Source organism: Dactylosporangium sp. NPDC000555 (assembly GCF_040300025.1).
Lineage (GTDB): Bacteria > Actinomycetota > Actinomycetes > Mycobacteriales > Micromonosporaceae > Dactylosporangium.
Window position 1 is genome coordinate 1 of record NZ_JBEPDB010000002.1, and the last position, 21,540, is coordinate 21,540.

The following is a 21,540-nucleotide window of genomic DNA, read 5'->3' on the forward strand; positions in this document are numbered from 1 at the left end:
ATTCCGGGCAGCATTCCGAGCGGGGAGCGGCGCGATGATCCTGCGCGTGCAGGGCCTCGGCCGCCGCTACGGCGACCTGGCCGCCCTCGACGGTGTCGGCCTGGAGCTCGCGCCCGGCGAGCGACGGGCCCTGATCGGCCCGAACGGCGCCGGCAAGACGACGCTGCTCAGCCTCGTCGCCGGCGCGCTGCGCCCGACCGCCGGGCGGATCCACTTCGCCGGACGCGACGTCACCCGCCTGTCCCCGGCGCGCCGGGCGCGGCTGGGCATCGGGCGCACCCACCAGCACCCGGCCGTCTGGCCGACGCTGTCCGCCCTCGACAACGTGCTCGTCGCGGCCCGCCGGCCGTGGGGCCGGCTGCGCGCGGGCGCCCGCGACCGCCTCGTCGCGGTCGGGCTCGCCGACCTGGCGGGCGTGCCGGCCGGCGCGCTGTCGCACGGCCAGCGCCGGCAGCTCGAGCTCGCGATGGCCCTGGCCGGCGAGCCGTCGCTGCTGCTGCTCGACGAGCCGGCCGCCGGCCTCGCCCCGCCGGAGGTCGAGCTGCTGGCCGGGCTGCTCGCCGAGCTGCCGGACGGGGTCGCCGTGCTGCTCGTGGAGCACCACCTGGACCTGGTGTACGGGTTCGCCGACCACGTGACGGTCCTGCACTCCGGCCGCCACGTCCACACCGGCACCGTGGCCGAGACGCGGCGCTCGCCCGAGGTCGCCGCCGCCTACGCGGGGGTGAAGCCTTGACCGGTTCCGGCATGACGCTCACGGTGGAGCGGCTGCAGGCCGGCTACGGCGGCGGGACCGTGCTGCACGGCGTCGACCTCACCGTGCCGGCCGGCACGGCGCTGGCCGTGCTCGGGCGCAACGGGGCCGGCAAGACCACGCTCGTGCACGCCGTCTGCGGGCTGCTCAAGCCGAAGGGCGGCAGCGTCCGCCTCGACGGCGAGGAGCTCGCGGGGCGGCCCGCGCACCGGGTGGCCCGCGCCGGGGTGGCGCTGGTGCCGCAGGGCCGCCGGGTGTTCCCGAGCCTGACCGTCGCCGAGCACCTGCGGCTGTCGCGGCGGCGGGGGGAGTGGACGGTACCGCGCGTCCTGGAGCTCCTGCCCCGCCTCGGCGAGCGCCGGCGCAACCGCGGCGACCAGCTCTCCGGCGGCGAGGCGCAGATGCTCGCCATCGCCCGGGCGCTGCTGACCCAGCCCCGGCTGCTGCTGCTCGACGAGCCGTGCGAGGGGCTGGCGGTCGGCCTGGCCGAGCGGGTCCGCGCGGTCGTCGCCGAGCTGACCCGCGGCGGGCTCACCGTGCTGCTCGTGGAGCAGCAGCCCGAGCACGCGCTGGCCGTGGCGGACCGGGTCGTCCTGCTCGCCGCGGGGGTCGTGGCCGGTACGCACACCGCGGACGAGCTGCGCGCCGACCCGTCGCTGACCGACCACGTGCTGCGGGTCGCCACCCACGCCTGACGTGACCGGTCCGGAGCGGAGCGGAGGGGCCGGTCACCATGGGCTCAGGTTCAAGTCATGCCGCTGCCGGAGCGAAGCGGAGGTTTCGGCGTGACCCAGCGGACGTTTCGGTCGCGGGTCCGGCCGGGTTACGTTTGCGCACATGGGGGAGTCGGCGGAATGGACGCGGTTCGACGACGGGCGGCACGCTCTCGACCTGCTGACCGCGAGCTATCGGCGGCACCAGTTCGCCCGGCACAGCCACGTCACCTACGCGATCGGCGTCGTCACCCGCGGGGAGGAGCAGTTCCACTACCGCGGCGAGCTGCGCCGGGCCGGCGTGGGCAGCCTCGCCATCCTCGAGCCGGGCGAGCCGCACGACGGCATGGCCGCGCGTCCCGAGGGCTGGGCCTACCGGGTGCTGTACCCCACCGAGGCCATGCTCTTCGACGGCCGCACCGACCGCGGCGGGTTCCGCGAGCCGATTGTCCAGGACCCGCGCACCGTGCAGCTGGTCCGCGCCGCCCACGAGGAGCTCACCGCCGGCCTCGACCCGCTCGCCGCGCACTCCCGGCTCGTCTGGGCGTTCGAGGCCATGATCCAGCGGCACGGCACGCGCACGCGCTCCCGGGATGCCGCGAGTTTGCGGCCCGGCGCCCCGCGCGCCTCCGACGCCGCGGCCGCGCGCAAGGTCGCCGAGATCCGCGACCGGCTGCTGGCCGACCTGCGCTGCGCCCCGAGCCTGCGCGAGCTCGCCGCCGGCGTGGAGCTGTCCCCGTTCCACCTGCTGCGCGTGTTCCGCGAGGCGACCGGCTTCCCGCCGCACGCCTGGCTGGTGCTCGAGCGGGTCTGCCACGCCCGGCACCTGCTCGCCGCGGGCCGCACCCCGGCCGAGGTGGCCGGCGCCGCCGGCTTCGCCGATCAGGCCCACCTCACCCGCTGGTTCAAGCGAGTGACGGGCGTCACCCCGGCCGCATTTCGCAACAGCGTTCAAGACGCCGCCCGCCAGCCGGCGTGAAATCGGGGGCATGAGTCGTCGTGGCTGGATCCTCTTCGGCGCCATGTGCGTGGTGTGGGGGATCCCCTATCTGCTGATCAAGGTCGCGGTCCGTGAGATCGGCCCCGCCGAGCTGGTGTTCCTCCGTACCGCCCTGGGCGCCGTCCTGCTGCTGCCGATCGCTCTCGCCCGCCGCGAGTTGCGCGCGTCGCTGCGCCCCTGGCTGCCCCTGCTCGTGTACACCGTCGTGGAGATCGGCCTGCCATGGCTGCTGCTCTCCGACGCCGAACGGCACGTCGACAGCTCGTTCACCGGTCTCGTCATCGCCGGCGTGCCGCTCGTCGCCGCCGTTCTGGCCCGGCTGACCAACCGCGACGAGCGGCTGACCGCCGCCCGAGTCGGCGGCCTGCTGGTCGGCTTTGCCGGCGTCGCCGTCCTGCTGGGCTTCCACGCGGGCGGCGGCGGCCTCGCGCCGATGCTCGAGCTCGGCGGAGTCGTCGTGTGCTACGCCGTCGGCCCGCTCATCATCGAGCGCTGGCTGTCCGACGTGCCCCGCTACGGCGTCGCGGCCGCGTCCCTGGTGGTCGGCGCGCTCATGTTCGCACCGGTCGTGGTGCCCGATCTGCCGAACCTGGCCCGGCGCGTGACCCTGGGCCCGGCGCTGGCCGCGCTCGGCCTGGCCGTCATCTGCACCGCGTTGGCGTTCGTGCTGTTCTTCGCGCTGATCGCCGAGGTCGGCGGGGTGCGCGCCACGGTCATCACGTTCGTCAACCCGGCGGTCGCGGTACTGCTCGGCGCGCTCGTGCTCGGCGAGGACGTGACGCCCCTGACCGGCGTGGCGTTCGCCCTGATCCTGGCGGGCTCGATCCTCTCGACGCGGCGCCGGGCCCCCGCCCCGGCCCCGCAGCCCGCGCCGGCGGAACCGGTCAGCTCATGATGACTCGGGATGAGTCGGACGGAGATTTCGCTGTCACCAGTCCTTCATCCAGGGCAACTGGGTGTCGAGCCAGTCCTTGAGGCGCGCGACCTGGTCGGTGTGGCTGTCGAGCCAGCTGACCTGCCCGGTCATCGCGAGGATGGCGAAGACGACGGCCGTACCGCTGAACAGCACGCCCAGCGTTCCCGGCCCGCGCCCGGCCACGTTGGGCCGCACGCCGGCGATGATCCCGCCGAACGAGAACAGCAGGCCGAGCGCGCCGATCGCGATCGCCCACGGCGCGAGCAGCCCGGTCAGCGCGACCGCGACGCCGGCGGCGCCGAGTATCAGGCCGAACATCGCGAGCAGGCTGACCCGGGCGGGTGCCTGGCGAACCGGCACCGGCGCGGTGACCGGCTCGGTGGCGGGCGGCGCAGGCGGGCTGATCGGCTCGTGGTCGATGGCGGGGCGCATGGTGGTCGCGTCACCGGCACCGTCGCGGACGGCGATCCGATCGGTGGTGCGTTCGTCGATCCCGCCACGGCTGTGGCCGGTCCGCTCGGTTCGGTCGTCGACGCCGTCGCCGTCGCGGTCGATCACGCCGCGACCGCCGAACAGTTGCCCGATGCGTGCCACTGTGTGCTCACCTCCTGCGGATCGCCCGGGCCGGCACGCCGGGGGACGGAGTGCGGTGAATCGGGCTGATGGCCATCTGCCTACCCGTGCGCGCGGGTTCTCAACCGCGGGTGAGCCGTTTGGGGGAGCTGTGGCCGGGTAACTCCGCGTTCATGGATGCCATGCAGCGAGGGAGCACCAAGCACGGGGCGGCCCTTGACGAGCGGCTGCGGATCGAGGCGAGGCTCGAGGCCCGCCAGGTCGATCTGGGGGGCGAGGGCGCGCGTCCGGGCGGCGCGCCGCTTGGCATGACCGCCGACGAGGTCGACGCGCGCAGCAATCTGGGCCGGTACATCCCGAAGGCGAGCCTGCCGGGCGACCGCGACGACCTGATCGCCGGGGCGTCCGAGATGAACGCGCCGGACGAGGTGCTCGATGCCCTGGAGGCACTGCCGGAGCACGTGGTGTTCGAGACCGTCAACCAGGTCTGGGCGGCGCTGGGCGGCCGGAACGAGGATCCGGCGCGGCGGCCGTAGCCGGCCGCGGGCCGGCCTCGGTCCCGGGCGGCGCCGGCGGCGGCGCGGGGCGAATGGTCCACCATCGCATGGCGGGTGCCTTCTGCTTCCTTCTGCGCGGCCGGTCCCGGGGCCGGACACCCCGGGACCGCGTCTGTGGGTGAGTCAGTCGGCCAGGATGGCGTACAGCTTGCGGCGGGTCTCGGTCAGCACCTCGAGCGCCTGTGCGCGCTGCTCGTTCGTGCCGTTGAAACCGACCTGCCGCAGCGCGTCCATGATCCCGAACGCGGCGTCGCGGAACTCCTGCGCCTGCGAGACGTTCTCGTCGTCGTACTCCTGCCAGGGCGCGTTCTGCGCCGCGGCCTCGGCCTCGGGCCGCCCGGTCTCGGTGAGCACGAACCGCTTGCGCCCCCCGCTCTCCTCGGCGGCGATGAGCCCCTCGTCCTCGAGCATCTGCAGGGTCGGGTAGACCGACCCGGGGCTGGGTCGCCAGATGCCGCCGGTGCGCTGCTCGATCTCCTGGATCATCTCGTATCCGTGCATGGGCCGCTCGTGCAGCAGCGCGAGGACGGCCTGGCGGACGTTCGGCCGGCCGCCGCGAGAGCGCCCCCGCCCGTGTCCGTGCCCTTGGTGACCCCAGCCGCGCCCGCCCCCGGGCGGAAACGGCGGGATGAAGCTGCCGAACCCGCGTTGCCACGCGCCGGCGTCAAAGAAACCGTGTCGCGACCTCATGATCGCATCCCCCATTCGTCGGACCATCGTTTGATAGTTCGACGATATATCGGAAACCTATCGCCGACAACCCCTCCCGATAGTCAAACGGACGTGGCGCGCCGCGTCGGTGGGGACGGGCGCGCCACGAAGGAGTGCTGTCAGCTCAGGACGATGACCGAGCGCAGCACCTCGCCGCGCTCCATCTTGTGGAAGGCCTCCTCCACGTCGCCGAGGTCGCCGGTCTCCGTCACGAACCTCTCCAGCGGCAGGCGGCCCCGCAGGTGCAGGTCGATGAGCATTGGAAAGTCGCGGCTGGGCAGGCAGTCGCCGTACCAGCTGGACTTGAGCGCGCCGCCACGGCCGAAGACCTCCAGGAACGGCAGCGTCAGCCGCATCTCCGGGCGGGGCACGCCGACGAGCACGAGCGTTCCGGCCAGGTCGCGGGCGTAGAACGCCTGCTCGTAGACCTCCGGCAGGCCCACCGCCTCGATGACCACGTCGGCGCCGAAGCCGCCGGTCAGGGCGCGGATCGCCTCGACCGGGTCGGTCTCGCGGGAGTTGACCACGTGGGTGGCGCCGAACTCGCCGGCCCAGGCCAGCTTGCGCACGTCCACGTCGACGCCGATGATCGTGGTCGCGCCGGCCAGGAGCGCGCCGGCGATGGCCGCGTTGCCGACGCCGCCGCAGCCGAAGACGGCCACGGAGTCGCCGCGGGTGACGTTGCCGGTGTTCACGGCGGCGCCGATGCCGGCCATCACTCCGCAGCCGAGCAGGCCGGCGACCGTGGCGGGGGCCTGCGGGTCAACCTTGGTGCACTGGCCGGCGGCGACCAGCGTGTGCTTGAGGAACGCGCCGATGCCCAGGGCGGGGGAGAGCGGGGTCCCGTCGGCGAGCGTCATCTTCTGTTTCGCGTTGTGGGTGTTGAAGCAGTACCACGGGCGCCCGCGCAGGCACGCCCGGCACCGGCCGCACACGGCGCGCCAGTTGAGGATCACGAAGTCACCGGGGGCCACCTCGGTGACGCCCGGGCCGACGGACTCCACGATGCCCGCCGCCTCGTGGCCGAGCAGGAACGGGAAGTCGTCGCTGATACCGCCCTCGCGGTAGTGCAGGTCGGTGTGGCAGACGCCGCACGCCTGGACCTCGACCCGGGCCTCGCCGGGGCCGGGCTCGGGTACGACGACGGTCTCGAGGCTGACTGGGCGGCCCTTGCCCAGTGCGACCACGCCTTGCGTCTCGATAGGCATACCTGTCGTCCTATCAGACAATCGGCCCGCGCCGACGCGGCTGCGCCGGTCCGGGTGCCGCCAATCTTCCGGCTCGCGAGGCGCGGCACCCGGCGGTACCGTTGCGGGCTCCTGGGATGCGCGACCGGCGATCCGCGTTCGTGGCCGAGGATGACAGGAGGGCGCGCATGACGACGGACGATCTGCGCCGGGTCGCGCGCGAACGCTTCGGCTGGGAGCGGCTGCGCGACGAGCAGCTGCGCGCGATGGAGGCGCTCATGGCCGGGCGCGACGCGCTGGCCGTGCTGCCGACCGGGGCCGGAAAGTCCGCGATCTACCAGGTGCCGGCGCCCTTGCTGCCCGGGCCGACCATCGTCGTGTCGCCGCTGCTGGCGCTGCAACGGGACCAGATCGCCTCGCTGACCGCCCGGCACCACGAGTCGCTGGTCGCGGTGCGGCTGTCCTCGGCGGAGGGCCGCGGCGAGCGCGAGGAGGCGCTGGAGGCACTGCGGGCCGGCGACGCCGAGTTCGTCTTCCTGACCCCCGAGCAGTTCGCCGACCCGGCCCGGGTGGCGCAGATCAAGGCGCTCGAGCCGAGCCTGGTCGCGGTCGACGAGGCGCACTGCGTCTCGGCGTGGGGCCACGACTTCCGCCCCGACTACCTGCAGCTGGGGCAGTTCATCCGTGAGCTGGGCCGCCCGCCGGTGGTGGCGCTGACCGCGACCGCCTCGCCGCCGGTGCGCGAGGACATCGTCGAGCGGCTCGGGATGCGCGATCCGGAGGTCGTGGTGACCGGCCTGGATCGGCCCAACCTGTACCTAGAGTCGGTGCACTGCCCGGACGAGGAGACCCGCTGGCGGCGCCTCGTCGCCCGGCTGCGCGAGTCGACGCCGCCCGGGATCGTGTACGCCCCGACCCGCCGCGCCACCGAGGAGCTCGCCGAGCGACTCGGGCGGGAGGGTTTCGACGCCGTCGTGTACCACGGCGGCTTGAGCGCCGGCGAGCGCGAGCGCGCCCACGAGGCGTTCCTCGCCGACGAGGTGCCGATCATGGTGGCCACCACGGCGTTCGGCATGGGCATCGACAAACCGAACATCCGCTGGGTCAACCACGTGTCGCTGCCCGACTCGCCCGACTCCTACCTGCAGGAGATCGGCCGTGCGGGCCGCGACGGGAAGCCGGCGAGCGTGCTGCTGCTGCACCGCACCGAGGACAGCGGCCTGCGCAAGTTCTTCACCAACGTCTCGGTCGACCGCGAGGAGGTCGCCTCCCTGGCCGCGCTGCTGCGCGCCGCGGAAAAGCCGCCGACCCGCGACGAGCTCGAGGAGCGCACGGGGCTGGGCAACCGCCGGCTGGGCCAGCTGCTGACGCTGCTGGAGGAGGTCGGCGGCGCGCGCATGCTCACCGGCGGCCGGGTGAAGGCGCCGCGTTGGGCCCCGACCCCGGCCCGGGCGGCCGAACTCGCCGAGGAGCAGGCCGAGCGGCAGCAGACCGTGTCCCGCTCGCGGCTGGACATGATGCGCAACTTCGCCGAGACCGAGCAGTGCCGCGGCCGGACGCTGCTGGCGTACTTCGGCGAGCACCTCGAGGGCACCTGCGGCCACTGCGACAACTGCTCCGACGGCAGCGCCGCCGCGGGCCTGGCCGCCGCCGCGGACGCGCCCTTCCCGGTGCACAGCGAGGTCCGCCACGGCGAGTGGGGCAAGGGCGTCGTGCTGTCCTACGCCGGTGAGCAGATGACGGTGCTGTTCGAGCAGGTGGGGTACAAGACCCTGTCCGTGCCGGTGGTCAGGCGGCACCGGCTGCTTCGCAAGGCGTAGCCCCGGAGGATCGCTGAATCGGCTGACCTCGTCGGCGGCCCGGCACCATGATGGGAGGGATTCGCGCGATGGCGCGTGGGTAGGGGGCTCCCATGAAGGTCGCACTGCTCGGCCCGATCGCCTGGCGCACGCCGCCGCGGGCGTACGGGCCGTGGGAACAGGTCGTGTCCCTGCTCGCCGAGGGGCTTGTCGCCCGCGGCGTGGACGTCACGCTCTTCGCCAGCCTCGACTCGATCACCTCCGCGCGCCTCGACGGCGTCGTGGAGCGCCCGTACAACGAGGACACGAGCTACGACGGCCGGGTCTGGGAGGCCATCCACGTCGCGCACTGCTACTCCCGCAGCGGCGAGTTCGACCTGGTGCACAACAACCTCGACTGGCTGCCGCTGGCGATGAGCGACTTCTGCCGCACCCGCCTGCTCACCACCGTGCACGGGTTCTGCTCGACGTCGATCCTGCCGGCCTACCAGCGGGCACGCTCGGCGTACGTGTCCATCTCCGATGCCGACCGCGGCCCGGGCCTCGACTACGCCGCGACGATCTACCACGGCATCGACGCGCGGCAGTTCCCGTTCCGCGGCGAGCCGGGGGAGTCGCTGGTCGCGTTCGGCCGCATCCACCCCGACAAGGGCACCGCGGAGGCGATCCGGATCGCTCGCGCGGCCGGCCGGCGGCTGCTCATCTGCGGGCCGGTGCACGACGAGCGGTACCACGCGGAGGAGGTCATGCCGCACGTCGACGGCGAGCAGATCGTCTACGCCGGCAACATCGGCCCCGCGCAGCGCGCCGAGGTCCTCGGCGGCGCGGCCGCGCTGCTGCACCCGATCGGGTTCGCCGAGCCGTTCGGGCTGTCCGTGGTTGAGGCGATGGCCTGCGGGACGCCCGTGATCGCCTATCCGCTGGGCTCGATGCCCGAGGTCGTCGACGAGGGCGTCACCGGCTACCTCGTGGCGAACGCCGCCGAGGCGGCCGGCGCGCTCGACGACGCGCTCAAGCTCGACCGCGTCCGGGTGCGCACCCGCGCGCTCGAACGCTTCTCCGCCGAGCGCATGGTGGACGACTATCTGCACCTGTACCGGCGAATCGTCGGCTGAATCCCTCAAGGCCCCTGGCGGTCGGCCGAACCTTCACAGTGTGCGGCGCCCGCGGCTTCTGACGCGGTAACGCGGACGGCTCGGCTCCGGCAGCGACGTGGCAGGCTGCCGGAGCCGACGCCATCTCCTGCCGCTTCTCCGGCGTGCCGCTCCTTTGCGTGACCGAAGTCTGGCGTTGCGTCATCGGCATCCCTAAGCTCGCAGGGCGGAGGGGATACTGTGAGTGCTGTCGATGTCACTGACCGGCTGGACGAGATCGGGCGCCGCATTGTGGGCTGGGACTTCCCGGGCGCCCGCGACGCGGCCCAGCGGCTGCTGGACGAGCCCGGCCTCTCCGACGACGACCGGCTCACCGCCCGGCGCCTGCTCGCCGAGGTGCTGCGCGAGCTCGGCGAGCTCGACGCGGCGTACGACCTGGCCGACGCCGTCGCCGTGCAGGCGGAGCGGCGCTACGGCCGGGCACACCGCGCGACCGTGCACGCCGTCGCGGTGCTGGCCGCGGTGCGCCACGACCACGACGAGTGGGACGAGGCCGAGCGGCTCTACCACCGGGTGCTGGACAGCGGCATCGACGAGGAGGGTGCCGAGCCGGTGTGCCGCGCGGTGCGCCTGGCCCGGGTCAACCTCGCCCTGCTGCAGCGCGACCGCGGCGCGACGCCGCTCGCGCTGAGCATGCTCAACGCCGCATATATCGTGCATCGTCGCGAGTACGGCGCGGACGACCTCGACACCATCAGGATCGCGGCGGAGCTGGCCGCGCTGCAGCACGCCGAGGGTGACGTCGCCGCCGCCCGGCGCCTGTTCACGCTGGCGCACGCCGCGGCCCGGGCGCGCCTGGGCACGCGGCACCCGTTCACCAAGGCCGTCGAGTGGGAGCTGGCGGCCGTCGAACCGCCGATGCCCTCCGCGCCGGTGTCGTCACCACCCGTCAGGGAACCGGCGCCCGTCATCGTTGATCAGGCGGTTGATCCGGTCGCGGATTCGGTCGCCGTTCCGGTTGTCGATCCGGTCGTTCCCGGGCCGTCTGTGCCGCCTGAGCACCCGCCGCCCGATTCGGAGCCTGCGCGACCTGCGCGGCCGGCGCGGTCCGTGTGGCCGCTGCTGTCCGTGGTGGTCGTCGTCCTGGGTGCGGCGGTACCCGCCGTGCTCCTCCCGTGGCACCGGCCCGCTCTGGCGCCGTCGCCACAGGCCGTGACCTCCCCGGTGGCCGACGGCGCCGCGGTGTCCCCGCCGGTGGTGACCGGTGCCGCGGGGAGCCCGTCGGCGGCGGTCGCCTCCCCGCCGTCGTCCTCCGCGGCGGGCGGTGCCCCGCCGGCGTCACCGGCCGCCGTCGTGGTGCGCGATCTGCGGCTGCGCGACGGGCGCACGGAGCTCACCGTCACCTGGACGGCGCTGCCGGCGACCGTGGTCGTCGCGCTGTCCCGCGCCGAGGCGCCCGCCGTGGTGGTCACCACCGTGCCGCCGGGCACCGCGCGGTACGTGATCCGCGGTGTGGACCCCGCAGTGCCTTACTGCGTCGTCGTGGGGCCGGTCGACGAGGTGGTCGCGGTCACGCCCGCTACGTCGGTGTGCACGGGCGATCGCTGAGAGTTCCGGCCGATCGCCACCCGCCGGTTTCCGGGGCCACGGGCCGGCATAGCGCAGGGTTCGCCGGGTATAGTCCGCCCGATGCGTTTTACCGAGCGTGCCCTCAATCGACTACCGCGGCCCCTCGCTGAGCTGTTGCTGAAGTATCGCGAGACGGTGAAGTTCGTCATCGTCGGCGGCCTCAGCTACGTGGTCAGCCTGACAATCAACTACACGCTGCGCCTGACGGTGTTCGACTCGAAGCCGGTCACCGCGCTGACGATCGCCAATGTCATCGGCACGGTGGTGTCATACTTCCTCAACCGCGAATGGTCCTTCCGCACCCGCGGCGGCCGGCGTCGCCATCACGAAATGCTGCTGTACTTGGTGGTGAACGGCATCGGCGTGGCCGTGAACTCGGCGCCGCTGTGGATCTCGCGGTATGTCTTCGGCCTGCACGTCCCGAACGTGAGCCGCACGGTCGAGGAGATCTCCGACTTCACCTTCGGCATGGTCGTCGGGGTGGCCCTCGCGATGGTCTTCCGCCTGTGGGCCTACCGCGTGTGGGTGTTCCCGCACGACGACGCGCGCCCCGCCCCGAATCGCCACGAGGTTCCGGCCCAGGCCGTGCTCCCGGCCCCGGCCCCGGCCCCGGTGGCGACCGACTCGCCCGGCGCCTGACCCTCGGCGCGGCGCGAAGCTGCCTGGCGCTTCCCCGTCTCCGCGAACGGCCACTGGTCGAAACGCGGCCAAGCGGTGGCCGCCTCGCCGGCGGGAACGCCTCCCGAACGCTGCCGACTGACCTGATCCGTGAGCGGCCATTGGTCGAAACGCGGCCCAGCGGCGGCCGGCTTGCCGGCGGGAACGCCTCCCGAACGCTGCCGACCAAACGCGGCCCAGCAGCGGCAGCAGGCTCGTCGGCGGGAACGCTTCCCGGAACGCCGCCGACCGACCTGAAATCCGGCGCTTCGCGCCGGATTTTTCGCCTGTGGGGCGAAATTTCGGGCGTAACAGCTCTGCGGTGGCAGTGGTCAGAACACGATGTGGCCGGTGTCGTTCTCGGTCGGGGCGCCGAGCATCTCGTGGACGCCGGCGATGCGCAGCTGGCGGTGGACGAACGGGCTGGCCCGCGAGACCACCAGGTGCACGCCCTCGGTGCCGCACTCGCGCTGCGCGCCTACCAGGGCTCCGACCGCGGCCGAGTCCAGGAACGTGACCAGGCCGAGGTCCACCCGCAGCACCCTCGGGCGGCGTTCGGTGGCGGCGGAGACGATCTCCTGGCGCAGCGTAGCCGCGTTGCTGTGGTCGATCTCACCACGCACGGAGAGTACCGTCGATCCGTCCATCATGACGTTGGTCGTCAACGACATGGTCATGGCGTGTTCCAGCTGCTCACGGGGAACAGCATAAGAGCACTTGAGGCGTGGCGCAGCGGGCAGTGTGCCCAGGTTCACCAGCGGGTGCGCGAGAGAGTGCGTGCTACGCCGCGCCCGGAGGCGGGTCGCCGGGGATGTGGTCCGGGCAGTGCAGGCGCAGTTCGCGGTAGCCGAACGGGGCGTCGACGAACCAGCAGTGGTGGGGGGTGTCCGTGCCCGGGTGGCGGTAGCCGTCGAAGAAGCGGCACGACAGACACATCCGGGTCACCGGGATGCTGCCCTGCTGCTGCATCAGGCCGATCTTCGCGGTGACCATGCGCAGCAGGCGCGCCTGCTCGTTGTCGGTCAGGGTTTCGACCTCGGACAGCAGCTCGTCGGCCCAGTTGGCCGGGGCCGGCGTGGTGGACAGGCCGCGGTCGGTGGCGGCGACGCGCATGTCGCGTGCGGCATACGACGGGGCGGGGCGCATCTCGACCAGGCCCTCCGCGATCAGCGGGGAGAGCAGCGCCATCGTCGCGGCGACCGAGGAGCCCAGTTCGCCCGCCAGGTCGGAGAGGCGATACTCGCGGTCGCGGCGTCCCAGCAGCAGCATGATCTGCCGATGGGCCGGTGGGAGTCCGTGGTCGGGCTCCGGGCCGTCGGCGGGCGCCATCACGGCCACCCTGAGCAGCCCGGCGACGAGCTTCTGGGCCCGCACTTCCTGCGTCACGGGGAACCTCCCAGTAAGGAGTGTCGTGTATGCACCCTAGTCCCGCGCATCGATCAACGGGGTCCATGACGCCACAGAATTCGGCCTCATGAGTACCGGATAAATTGCTTTTATCGGAAAAATCCGGCCAATCGCCGCCAGGCGGCGTACGCTCTGCGGGCTGAGCGAGGTGCGACGGGGGTCACGGATGGGTGCGACACGGTTGGTCACGGCGGCGGTGCTGCTGGCGGCGGTCGGTGCGGTGGAGGCGGCGGCCCCGGGCTCCGCGCTGGCGGCCAACGCTGCGACGGCGCGAGTCGCGACGGCGAAAGGGACGCAGCTCGTGCTCACCGTGGCCAAGGGCGATTCGAGCGGGCCCGCGCGGCGCCGCGCCGTGCTGATCTGCCAGCCCGCCGGCGGCACCCATCGTCAGGCCCGCGACGCGTGCACGCAGCTGGCCAAGGTTGGCGGCAAGTTCGACCGCCTGCGCCTCGACGGCGGGATGTGCACGATGCAGTGGGACCCGGTGACGGTGACCGCTACCGGGCGGTGGAAGGGGCGCAAGGTCGCGTATCGCCACACGTTCGGCAACGCGTGCACGCTGTCGACGACGACGGGAGCCGTGTTCAGCCTTTGAAGACGCCCAGCGTCTTGAAGTTGTGGTTGGGGAAGAGGGCCGCGGAGTCGCCGACGCCGAAACGCTTCTTGAGCATCTCGGCCAGGATGTCGCGGTAGTCGTTGGCGCCCGCCACGTCGCCCTGGTCGAGGGCGGACGGGGCCAGGCCCGGCCAGTTGCCGTGCACCTTGCCGCCGTTGAGGCCGCCGCCGAAGAGCAGCATCGCGTTGCCGTGGCCGTGGTCGACGCCGACGTTGCCGTTCTCCTGCACGCGGCGGCCGAACTCGCTCATCGTGATGACGGTCGTGTTCTCCAGCAGCGGCCCGATGTCCGTGCAGAACGCGCCGATCGCGTCGGAGAGGTTGGTCAGCGAGTTCTTCATGTCGCCGCCGTCGACACGGCCGAGGTTGGTGTGCATGTCCCAGCCGCCGACGTCGAGGGCGGCGACGCGCAGGCCGACACCGGCCTTGAGCAGCTGGGCGATGTCCTTGAGACGGTCGGCGAGGCCGCCGCCGGGGTACTGCACGCCCTCGGCCGGCCGGTACTGCGTCGTGGCGAGCTTCTGCGCCGTGCTGATGGCCTGCAGCGTGCTTGCCGCCGTGGTGGCGAGCGGGTGGTCCAGCCCGGTGTACAGCGTCTTGAGCGCGTCCATCGTCTGCGACCGCATGCTGTCGTTGTCGATGCGGAAGTCGCGTATGCCGTTGAGCACGATGGCCTGCTCGCCGCCGACGAGCGAGCGGGGCAGCGCCGAGCCCTGCGCGATGGCGCGGAACGTCGTGCCGGGTCCCATCTGCGCGAGCACCCGGTCGAGCCAGCCGCTGCGCACCGCGACCGAGGCGGCGCCGCGCTCCAGCGCGTCCTGGGCCTGGAAGTGGCTGCGGCTGGCGTCGGGCGAGGCGACGGCGTGGACCGCGGCCATTTTCCCGGACTGCCAGAGCGGGTAGAGGGCGGTCATCGCCGGGTTGAGGCCGAAGCCGCGCCCGGCCGGCAGCATCGCCGCCATCGGTACCGCGATGTTGGGCCGCATCTGCTTGTAGTTCGGGTCGTCACCGGGCACCACGACGGACAGCCCGTCCATCCCGCCGCGCAGGAAGATGACGATGAGCGTGTTCGTGTTGTCCTCAGGCGCGGCGAACGAGACACGGCTGGTCACCAGCTGTGTGCCGAGCGCGGCGACGCCGACGAAGCCCGCGCCCTGCACGAGCCGGCGGCGGGTGAAGCCCTTGCTCCACTTGTCGCGCTCGGCGGCGAGCTTGTCGGTGACCTGCTCCGCGTGCACGCGGATGGCGGCCTCGCACAGGTTGGGGCCGTGCCGCCGCAGCTCGCCGAGGTCGGCCGGCCGCCGTTCGCCGGGTGGCAGGCCCTCGCGGGGGTCGTCACCGGTTTCGTCGGGAAAGTCGCTCATCTGGCTCACCGCAGCGCGTGGTAGACGGAGTCGAGGATCAGCGGGGCCAGCAGGGGCAGCTTGCCGCCGAGGGTGCTGTCGGTGACGCGGGCGTCGGCCTTGGCGCCCAGGAACTTGATGAGCGCGTCCTTCTCGGGCTGCTGCATCGGCTGGAAGACCAGCCGGTTGGCCAGCACGTCGAGGTATGTGTCGAGCGTCGCGGCCGGCTGCGTGACCAGCATGTCGGCCTTGGGATTGTCCAGGCCCTTCCACTGGCCCTGGATGAACGCCCGGTGCGCGTTCCAGGTCTCCAGCATGCCGGCGGCCGAGCTCCACGCCGTGGCCACGTCGGGGTAGCCGTCCGGCGGCCCCCAGCCCAGCGGCGGCTGGCCGAGCTTGTTGGTGAAGTTGTAGAGGGCCTCGAGCGCCTTGGCCGTGTCGGAGCCGGGTTTGGTACCGACCACCCGCGCCGTGGCCACGAAGTTCTCCAGCGGCCGGCGCGTCTTGAGCCCTGTGGCGATCCAGAACTCCTGCGACCGGAACAGCACCTTGAGCACGGGCACGATCGCCGAGCCGCTCTCCTGGTAGGTCTTGGCCAGCCGGTCCACGAGCCCCTGCGGCGGGGTGTCGCACACGAAGCGGACGCAGAGCTTGCGGGCCACGTAGCGCGCGGTCGACGGGTGGGTGGCCAGGTACAGCAGGTAGGCGTCGCCGACGGCCAAGCCGTCGCCGGCGGACTTGTTGGCGTGCTGGAACCCCAGCACCTTCACCGCGCCCTTCCAGTGCTTGTTCTGGTCGTACCGGAACGTGCCGTCGCGCGTCGCGGTGCGCCCGGTCATCAGGTAGGCCGAGTTGCGCACGTCCTTCTCGTTGTACCCGCCGTCGATGCCGACGGTGTGCAGCTCCAGCAGTTCGCGCCCGTAGTTCTCGTTGACGTTGCGCTGGTCGGAGGAGGTGTTGTCGAGGTATCGCATCATGGCCGGATCGCGCGCGGACGCGATGAGCATGTCGGAGAACTTGCCCAGCGCGTGCTTGCGGATGACGCCCACGTCGTACGGCCCGCGCACGTCCCAGCCGCCGTCGAACGGGCTGGTCACGTTGAGGTGGTTGTTCCAGAAGTCGACCATCACCTCGAACAGTTGCCGACTGCTCCACATCTGGCGGGCGAGCACGGCGCGGGTCAGCTCGTACATCGGCTTGTTGTCGCCGTCCTTGACGGCGGCGCGGATGTCCGCGGTGGACATCGTCGCGGTCGGCACCGCCTTCAGCGCCGCGTCGGCGACCGGGTCCTCGATCTTGTCGGGCTCCAGCTGCTGGTCGATCCAGGCGTCGATGCCGAGCTGCTTCACCAGCGCGACGTCGGCCAGGGTCGGCCCGAAGGTCGCCCGGCGCAGCAGGTGCAGCACCGGGTCGCGGTTGAGCGGCGTGGGGAAGCGCGGCGTGGCGCGCATCGCGGCGACGGCGGCGGCCGAGGGCGTGTCGGAGGTGCCGGAGGCGCCAAGGTCGTTGAGGTCGCCCTGGCCGCTGGTGTAGCTCGAGTCGCGGTTGGAGAACGAGCCCGCGTCGCGCGGCGAGATGTTGCCGCCGCCGCTGCCCGTCTTGACGAACTCGTCGGGGTTGGCCGCCGACGGGCCGAACATCGCCGCCGCGCCCGAGCCGAGCGCGCCGAGGGCGACGGCGCCGCCGCCGAGGGCCATGAGCGCCTGGCGGCGATTGCGCGTCAGCTCGTGCAGGGCGGGCCGGCCGGTGCGCAGCCACGCGGGCACCGGGCCGCCGGCCTTGCGGCGGGCGGCGGGCGTGCCCGGGGCGGGCTGCTCGCCGGTGCCGTCGGCGGCGTCCGGTGGGGACCGCAGCACCCGCGGCATCGGGAACTCGCCGGTGTAGTCCGAGAAGAACGCGCCTTTCACCGTCTTGGGCGCGTCGCCCGGGTCATCCGAGAAGAGCCGTTCAGGCACGCATCGGAATCTAGTGAGCCGATGATCGCGCCTCAAGTCGGGCCGTGCGAGGAGGCCTCAACTTTGCCTTTGTTCTTGCTTAAGCCAACGGCCTTCTTCGCGAAACGGTGGAAAACCGGCGCGTCCACCGGCTTCGATGCCGATTACCAAAAGTCATCTCTACCGCACGGTGCGCTTAAGGTGTAGGTATTAGTGACCGGCCGAGGGCAGGGGGTAACGGTTGTGATCGATCCTGCACTCGTCCGCCGGCGTCGCCTCGCCGATCGTGCCGCCGGCGCCAAGGTCGGCCTTGTGCTGTTCGTCCCGCTGCTCGGCCTGCTCGGGCTGGCCGGCGTCGCCGCGTACGGGTACGGCAAGCAGGACGTGCTGACCGGCGACCTGCGCGCCGCGGTCGCGGCCGGCGTCGCCGCCGACCGGGCCGCCGCCGAGCTGAGCGGGGAGCGCTACGCCGCCGCCGTGCTCCTGCTGTCCGGCACCGACCTGGACCACCACACAGCACGCGCCGCGCTCGACGTCCACGTCGCGGGGGCCGATCCGGCGCTGAACGCGCTGCGCACCAAGGCCGCGCGCGCCGGGCTGCTCACCCCGGCGCTCTCCGCCGACCTGGACGGGCTGGGGCCGCTGCGCGCCGGGGCGGCCACGGGCCCGCAGGAGGTCGCAGTGGGGGAGTACCTCATGCGGTACACCAACATCGTGACCGACCTCGTGCGGCTGCGGCAGGCCGTCGCCGGGTCCGCCGGCCCCGGGGCGGTGGCCGACGCCGCCGGCGCGTCGGGCTGGCTTGCCGTGGCCCGCGAGGAACTGGCCCAGGTGCAGCTGCTCGACCTGCGTGGAGCCGACACGCCGGCCCGGCGGGAGAGCCTCGCCGCGCACCGGGCCGCCCACCTGGAGGCGCTGCGCCGCTTCACCGACGCCGCCCCGCCGGCATGGCGCGACCGCCTGAGCCGGATCCCCTCCGGCCTCGGCGGCGACGCCCAGCCCGCCCTCGACGCCCTCACCGCGCTCGCCGCCGCCGACGGCGCCGACGAGACCGCGCTGGCCGTCGCCGCCCGGGACGCGCAGCGGCGCACGATGGTCGCGGGCCTGGCGCTGCTGCTCGCGCTCGTGGCCGGCTCCATCGCCCTGGCGGCGCGGGTCGTGCCGGACTCGTCGAGGCGGCGTTCCGAGGAGGTACCGCCGCAGGCCGCCCCCGCCGACCCGACGGCCGCACTCGCCCGCCTCTTCGCCGGTCGAGCCCGGCGCAACCAGCGCCTGGCCGACACCCTGCTGCAGCGCTTCGACGCCGCCGAGCGCGACGAGGCCGACCCCGACCGCCTCGATCAGCTGTTCGCCTTCGACCACCTCGCGACCCGGATGCGCCACGACAACCAGAGCCTGCTCGTGCTCGCCGGCGCCGATACCGCCCCCGGCCGCCACGAGCCTGCGACGCTGCTGGACCTGCTGCGCGCGGCGCAGTCGCGGATCGAGGACTATCGCCGCATCGAGTACGGCCGGATCGCCCCCGACGTGCGGATCGTCCCCGAGGCCGTCGACGACGTCGCGCACCTGCTCGCCGAGCTCTTCGACAACGCCGCCCGCAGCGGCCCGCCCGACCGCCCAGTGCTCGTCGAGGGCCGCCGGAGCGGTGACGGCGTCGTCGTGGAGGTCACCGACCGCGGCCCGGGACTCGACCCGTCGCGCCTCTCGGAGCTCAACGCCCGCCTCACCACGGCATGCGCGCCGGACGCCGGCCCCGCCTCCTCGCGCGCGTCGGAGGCGGCCGGCCTGCCCCGCACCGGCCTCCTGGTCGTGGCCCGCCTCGCCGCCCGGCACGGCCTCGCGGTGACCCTGCTGGTCCCGCCGTCCGGCGAGGGCCTGCGCGCGGAGGTACAGCTGCCCGCCGAGCTCGTTCTCGCCGGCCCGGCCGCGCCCGGTGCCGAGGACGCCCCAGTGGTACGCCGCCTGAGCCCGCGGCCGATCGAGCGCAGCCCCGCGCTGCCCGGTGCCGAGCCGGTCGACATCCCGCACCCACGCTCGCCCCGCTTCCCGATCGTTCCGGGCCACGCGCGGACCTCGGATGGGCCTACGGTGGACGTCGAGCCCGAGGCTGTCCGTGATTTTCTGACCGGCTACCGGCACGCGATCACCCACCACCCGGTGAGCGCGGCGACCAAAACGGAAGGACGTTCTTCGACTTGACATCCTCCCCGTCCTCAAGGGACGGGGATTCCCTGGGTCGCCCCAGGGGGTTCCTGCTTCGCCGACGACTGCCCCGTCCGAGAGGACTCTCGTTGAGGTCTTACACCGCCTCCACAGGCAATCACGGAGAGCCCCTCCGCGAGGATGTTGCGGGCCGCGTTCACGTCACGGTCATGGACGCGCCCGCATCGGCACGTCCACGACCGTACGTGCAGCGGCATCCGTTCGGCGTGCGCACCGCAGGCCGAGCACAGCTTGGACGACGGGAACCAGCGGTCCACGACGACCAGGTTCCGGCCGTGCCATTCGGTCTTGTTGACCCGTTCCTGGCGCAGCGTCCACGCCTCGGTCCGGGCCTGCAACGCCATGTTGTAGACCAGCCGGACACACCCGAACGTCCGGGCAAGCTCGGACGCCTGCTCGACGTTGGGGTAGAAGCGGTACTTGAACGCCCGCTCCACACCCCTGGACACGGCTCACAATCTAGAACGCTCATCAGTGAACACTGCTGTGACGCGCCGGCACACGCCGATCCGCCTTGGCGGCGGATCGGCCTTCTCCGCCCTGCTCCGCAGGGGTTCCGTTTCCTCCCCGACCTGAAGGCCGGGGTATCCACGAAAGGAATCTGATGACATCGACCACGGGGCTGGACTGGCTGCTGAGCGGCTTCACGCAACGGGTCGTCGGCGTGCGGCACACGGTCGCCGTCTCGGGCGACGGCCTGCTCGTGGCCTCGTCGAACGAGCTGCCCCCGGAGCGGGCCGACCAGCTCGCCGCGATGGTGGCCGGCGTGGTGTCGCTTGCGCAGGGCGTGTCGGCGTGCACCGAGGCCGGCCCGGTGCTGCGCACCATTGTGGAGATGGGCCGCAGCCTGCTGTTCGTGATGGCGCTCGGCGAGGGTGACACGCTGGCGAGCCTGGCCGCGATCGTGCAGCCCGGCTGCGACGTGGGCCAGGTGGCGTTCGAGATGTCCGCCCTGGTCGACCAGGTGGGCGCCGCGCTGACCCCGGCCACGCGCTGACCCCGTCCACGCGGTCGCGCCGGCGTTCGCGGCACCTCGAATCCCGCCCGGTCGCGGCGCGCTGGGCGTGCTTCCACTGCGGCTCTGACCCGCCCGGTCCACGCCTGTCGGGGTATAAATCCAAAAAGTTCGAACAATTGGACTTTGGTCGACCCGCGATCGCCGGTGTCAGCCGGCCGGGGCGGCCTCCGCCGACGAGGGCGGCGAGGGCGGCGATGCGGGGGAGGGAGACCGGGTGGGTGACTCGGGGGCATGGGTGCGGAAGGCCGGCGCGAGCGCCACGATGCCGGCGACCAGCACCGCCGGGATGACGAACGCCCAGCGCAGCGACAGGCTCTCCGCCACCGCGCCGATCATGCCGGCGCCCACCACGAAGCCCACGTAGTTGAAGAGGTTGACGCGGGCGATCGCGATGCCCGTGCCGGCCGGGTCCAGGCGGCCGGCGGCCGAGAACGACTGCGGCACGACCAGCGACAGGCCCAGGCCCACGACGGCGAAGCCGGCGATGCTCAGCGCCGGGGTGCCGGAGGCGGCCACCAGGACCAGGCCCAGGCCGCCGACCACGCCGCCGACCGAGACAACGGCGGTGGGGCTGAAGCGGCTCACCAGGCGATCGCCGGCGGTACGGCCCAGGAGCATGGTGGTCTGATATGCGGCCAGGCCCAGCGCGGCCACGCTCGTGCTCGCGTGCAGGGCCTTCTCGATGAAGACGGAGCTCCAGTTCGACACGGCCGAGTCGGCGATGAACATGAGCATCATCGCGACGCCGATCAGGACGATCGGCCGCCACGGGATCCGGGTCTCGACGGCGGCCTGGGTGGCGGCCGGCATCTGGAGGGCCTCCTCGGCGCGGCGCAGCTGGCCGGGGCCCGCGAGCAGGGCCAGCGCGACGCCCGCGGCGGCGACCGCACCCAGCGACGCGCCGATCGACCAGCCGAGGTGAGCGGTGCCGGAGGTCGCCAGGGCGCCGAGGATCGCGCCCGCGCTCCACGCGGCATGGAAGGAGTTGAGCACCGGGCGGCGGTAGCGGCGCTCGACGCCGACGCCCTGCATGTTCATGGTCGCGTCGACGAGGCCGAGCATGAGGCCGACGAGGGCCAGCGCGACGTACAGCTGCCACCGCTGCGCGGCGAAGCCGGCGAGGGCGATCGCCAGGCACACGCCCGGGCCGCCCGCGCGGAGCACCGGTGAGCTGCCGAACCGGGCGCTGAGCAGGCCCGCCACCACGCTGCCGACGCCGGCGACGACGGGCACGGCCAGCAGGACCAGGGAAAGCTGGGTGTCGTCGAAGCCGAACTTCCGTTGCAGGGCGGCGACCTGCGTGAGGAGGCCCGCGAAGCAGAAGCCCTGGACGAAATAGGCGCCGGCGACGGCGACACGTGCCCGGCGGTCACGCTGATCCATTGGCCGGCTCCTCGATGAAGAGAAGTG

At 72.9% G+C, this 21,540-nt stretch carries 21 protein-coding genes; 12 read left to right on the forward strand and 9 right to left on the reverse strand.

The window, feature by feature from the left end:
• From ABT297_RS02070 to ABT297_RS02085, 4 genes are all read left to right on the forward strand, one after another.
• A partial coding sequence (locus ABT297_RS02070) for an ABC transporter ATP-binding protein (RefSeq protein WP_350543592.1) occupies nt 1-736 on the forward strand: 736 nt, incomplete at its 5' end.
• Between the two features lie 11 nt (nt 737-747).
• Nucleotides 748-1,449 (forward strand): ABC transporter ATP-binding protein, encoded by a 702-nt coding sequence (locus ABT297_RS02075; protein ID WP_350543594.1) that lies wholly within the window; start codon nt 748-750, stop codon nt 1,447-1,449.
• Nucleotides 1,450-1,591: 142 nt separating this feature from the next.
• Nucleotides 1,592-2,446, forward strand: a complete 855-nt coding sequence (locus tag ABT297_RS02080) for a helix-turn-helix domain-containing protein (protein ID WP_350543596.1) — start codon at nt 1,592-1,594, stop codon at nt 2,444-2,446.
• A gap of 10 nt (nt 2,447-2,456) precedes the next feature.
• Nucleotides 2,457-3,362, forward strand: coding sequence for a DMT family transporter (locus ABT297_RS02085; RefSeq protein WP_350543598.1), 906 nt, complete (start codon nt 2,457-2,459; stop codon nt 3,360-3,362).
• A gap of 33 nt (nt 3,363-3,395) precedes the next feature.
• On the opposite strand, the gene ABT297_RS02090 is transcribed toward ABT297_RS02085, so the two are convergent.
• Nucleotides 3,396-3,977 (reverse strand): hypothetical protein, encoded by a 582-nt coding sequence (locus tag ABT297_RS02090; protein ID WP_350543600.1) that lies wholly within the window; start codon nt 3,975-3,977, stop codon nt 3,396-3,398.
• Nucleotides 3,978-4,138: 161 nt separating this feature from the next.
• Between ABT297_RS02090 and ABT297_RS02095 the strand changes: the two genes are divergently transcribed.
• Nucleotides 4,139-4,492 (forward strand): DUF2795 domain-containing protein, encoded by a 354-nt coding sequence (locus ABT297_RS02095; RefSeq protein WP_350543602.1) that lies wholly within the window; start codon nt 4,139-4,141, stop codon nt 4,490-4,492.
• Between the two features lie 144 nt (nt 4,493-4,636).
• Here ABT297_RS02095 and ABT297_RS02100 read toward each other — a convergent pair whose 3' ends face one another.
• Nucleotides 4,637-5,203: a PadR family transcriptional regulator gene (locus ABT297_RS02100; RefSeq protein WP_350543604.1), complete on the reverse strand. Its 567-nt coding sequence runs from the start codon at nt 5,201-5,203 to the stop codon at nt 4,637-4,639.
• Between the two features lie 140 nt (nt 5,204-5,343).
• Nucleotides 5,344-6,432: an S-(hydroxymethyl)mycothiol dehydrogenase gene (locus tag ABT297_RS02105; protein WP_350543606.1), complete on the reverse strand. Its 1,089-nt coding sequence runs from the start codon at nt 6,430-6,432 to the stop codon at nt 5,344-5,346.
• Between the two features lie 167 nt (nt 6,433-6,599).
• Between ABT297_RS02105 and ABT297_RS02110 the strand changes: the two genes are divergently transcribed.
• From ABT297_RS02110 to ABT297_RS02125, 4 genes are all read left to right on the forward strand, one after another.
• Entirely contained in the window at nt 6,600-8,231 is a 1,632-nt protein-coding gene (locus ABT297_RS02110) for a RecQ family ATP-dependent DNA helicase (RefSeq protein ID WP_350543608.1), read from the forward strand.
• Nucleotides 8,232-8,323: 92 nt separating this feature from the next.
• Nucleotides 8,324-9,325: a glycosyltransferase family 4 protein gene (locus ABT297_RS02115; RefSeq protein ID WP_350543610.1), complete on the forward strand. Its 1,002-nt coding sequence runs from the start codon at nt 8,324-8,326 to the stop codon at nt 9,323-9,325.
• 219 nt (nt 9,326-9,544) lie between these two features.
• Complete coding sequence (locus tag ABT297_RS02120) at nt 9,545-10,912, forward strand: tetratricopeptide repeat-containing protein (protein ID WP_350543612.1); 1,368 nt, start codon at nt 9,545-9,547, stop codon at nt 10,910-10,912.
• A gap of 81 nt (nt 10,913-10,993) precedes the next feature.
• Nucleotides 10,994-11,572 carry a GtrA family protein gene (locus ABT297_RS02125; RefSeq protein ID WP_350543614.1) on the forward strand — a complete coding sequence of 193 codons (579 nt, stop codon included), beginning with the start codon at nt 10,994-10,996 and terminating at the stop codon, nt 11,570-11,572.
• A gap of 350 nt (nt 11,573-11,922) precedes the next feature.
• Here the strand turns inward: ABT297_RS02125 and ABT297_RS02130 are convergent, their stop codons facing one another.
• Nucleotides 11,923-12,267, reverse strand: coding sequence for an STAS domain-containing protein (locus tag ABT297_RS02130; protein WP_350543616.1), 345 nt, complete (start codon nt 12,265-12,267; stop codon nt 11,923-11,925).
• Between the two features lie 103 nt (nt 12,268-12,370).
• Nucleotides 12,371-12,976, reverse strand: a complete 606-nt coding sequence (locus ABT297_RS02135; protein ID WP_350543618.1) for a winged helix DNA-binding protein — start codon at nt 12,974-12,976, stop codon at nt 12,371-12,373.
• Between the two features lie 202 nt (nt 12,977-13,178).
• On the opposite strand from ABT297_RS02135, the gene ABT297_RS02140 reads away from it, so the two are divergent.
• Nucleotides 13,179-13,592, forward strand: a complete 414-nt coding sequence (locus ABT297_RS02140) for a subtilase-type protease inhibitor (protein ID WP_350543620.1) — start codon at nt 13,179-13,181, stop codon at nt 13,590-13,592.
• Here ABT297_RS02140 and ABT297_RS02145 read toward each other — a convergent pair.
• Both ABT297_RS02145 and ABT297_RS02150 read right to left on the reverse strand, forming a co-directional pair.
• Nucleotides 13,582-14,976 (reverse strand): DUF1501 domain-containing protein, encoded by a 1,395-nt coding sequence (locus ABT297_RS02145; RefSeq protein ID WP_350543622.1) that lies wholly within the window; start codon nt 14,974-14,976, stop codon nt 13,582-13,584. The two genes, ABT297_RS02140 and ABT297_RS02145, sit on opposite strands and share 11 nt — an antisense overlap.
• A gap of 5 nt (nt 14,977-14,981) precedes the next feature.
• Complete coding sequence (locus ABT297_RS02150) at nt 14,982-16,910, reverse strand: DUF1800 domain-containing protein (protein ID WP_350543624.1); 1,929 nt, start codon at nt 16,908-16,910, stop codon at nt 14,982-14,984.
• Between the two features lie 222 nt (nt 16,911-17,132).
• Here ABT297_RS02150 and ABT297_RS02155 point away from each other — a divergent pair, with 222 nt between their 5' ends.
• Nucleotides 17,133-19,088 (forward strand): sensor histidine kinase, encoded by a 1,956-nt coding sequence (locus ABT297_RS02155; RefSeq protein WP_350543626.1) that lies wholly within the window; start codon nt 17,133-17,135, stop codon nt 19,086-19,088.
• A 14-nt stretch (nt 19,089-19,102) separates the two neighbouring features.
• On the opposite strand, the gene ABT297_RS02160 is transcribed toward ABT297_RS02155, so the two are convergent.
• Nucleotides 19,103-19,561: a helix-turn-helix domain-containing protein gene (locus tag ABT297_RS02160; RefSeq protein ID WP_350543628.1), complete on the reverse strand. Its 459-nt coding sequence runs from the start codon at nt 19,559-19,561 to the stop codon at nt 19,103-19,105.
• Between the two features lie 155 nt (nt 19,562-19,716).
• On the opposite strand from ABT297_RS02160, the gene ABT297_RS02165 reads away from it, so the two are divergent.
• Nucleotides 19,717-20,109 carry a roadblock/LC7 domain-containing protein gene (locus ABT297_RS02165; protein WP_350543630.1) on the forward strand — a complete coding sequence of 131 codons (393 nt, stop codon included), beginning with the start codon at nt 19,717-19,719 and terminating at the stop codon, nt 20,107-20,109.
• Nucleotides 20,110-20,277: 168 nt separating this feature from the next.
• On the opposite strand, the gene ABT297_RS02170 is transcribed toward ABT297_RS02165, so the two are convergent.
• Nucleotides 20,278-21,513, reverse strand: a complete 1,236-nt coding sequence (locus ABT297_RS02170; RefSeq protein WP_350543632.1) for an MFS transporter — start codon at nt 21,511-21,513, stop codon at nt 20,278-20,280.
• Between the last annotated feature and the right edge of the window lie 27 nt (nt 21,514-21,540).

Coding starts and splice junctions, on each gene's coding strand:
- ABT297_RS02075 (WP_350543594.1), top strand. CDS start 748: ATGACGCTCACGGTGGAGCGGCTGCAGGCCGGCTACGGCGGCGGGACC.
- ABT297_RS02080 (WP_350543596.1), top strand. CDS start 1,592: ATGGGGGAGTCGGCGGAATGGACGCGGTTCGACGACGGGCGGCACGCT.
- ABT297_RS02085 (WP_350543598.1), top strand. CDS start 2,457: ATGAGTCGTCGTGGCTGGATCCTCTTCGGCGCCATGTGCGTGGTGTGG.
- ABT297_RS02095 (WP_350543602.1), top strand. CDS start 4,139: ATGCAGCGAGGGAGCACCAAGCACGGGGCGGCCCTTGACGAGCGGCTG.
- ABT297_RS02100 (WP_350543604.1), bottom strand. CDS start 5,203: ATGAGGTCGCGACACGGTTTCTTTGACGCCGGCGCGTGGCAACGCGGG.
- ABT297_RS02105 (WP_350543606.1), bottom strand. CDS start 6,432: ATGCCTATCGAGACGCAAGGCGTGGTCGCACTGGGCAAGGGCCGCCCA.
- ABT297_RS02110 (WP_350543608.1), top strand. CDS start 6,600: ATGACGACGGACGATCTGCGCCGGGTCGCGCGCGAACGCTTCGGCTGG.
- ABT297_RS02115 (WP_350543610.1), top strand. CDS start 8,324: ATGAAGGTCGCACTGCTCGGCCCGATCGCCTGGCGCACGCCGCCGCGG.
- ABT297_RS02125 (WP_350543614.1), top strand. CDS start 10,994: ATGCGTTTTACCGAGCGTGCCCTCAATCGACTACCGCGGCCCCTCGCT.
- ABT297_RS02130 (WP_350543616.1), bottom strand. CDS start 12,267: ATGACCATGTCGTTGACGACCAACGTCATGATGGACGGATCGACGGTA.
- ABT297_RS02145 (WP_350543622.1), bottom strand. CDS start 14,976: ATGAGCGACTTTCCCGACGAAACCGGTGACGACCCCCGCGAGGGCCTG.
- ABT297_RS02165 (WP_350543630.1), top strand. CDS start 19,717: ATGACATCGACCACGGGGCTGGACTGGCTGCTGAGCGGCTTCACGCAA.
- ABT297_RS02170 (WP_350543632.1), bottom strand. CDS start 21,513: ATGGATCAGCGTGACCGCCGGGCACGTGTCGCCGTCGCCGGCGCCTAT.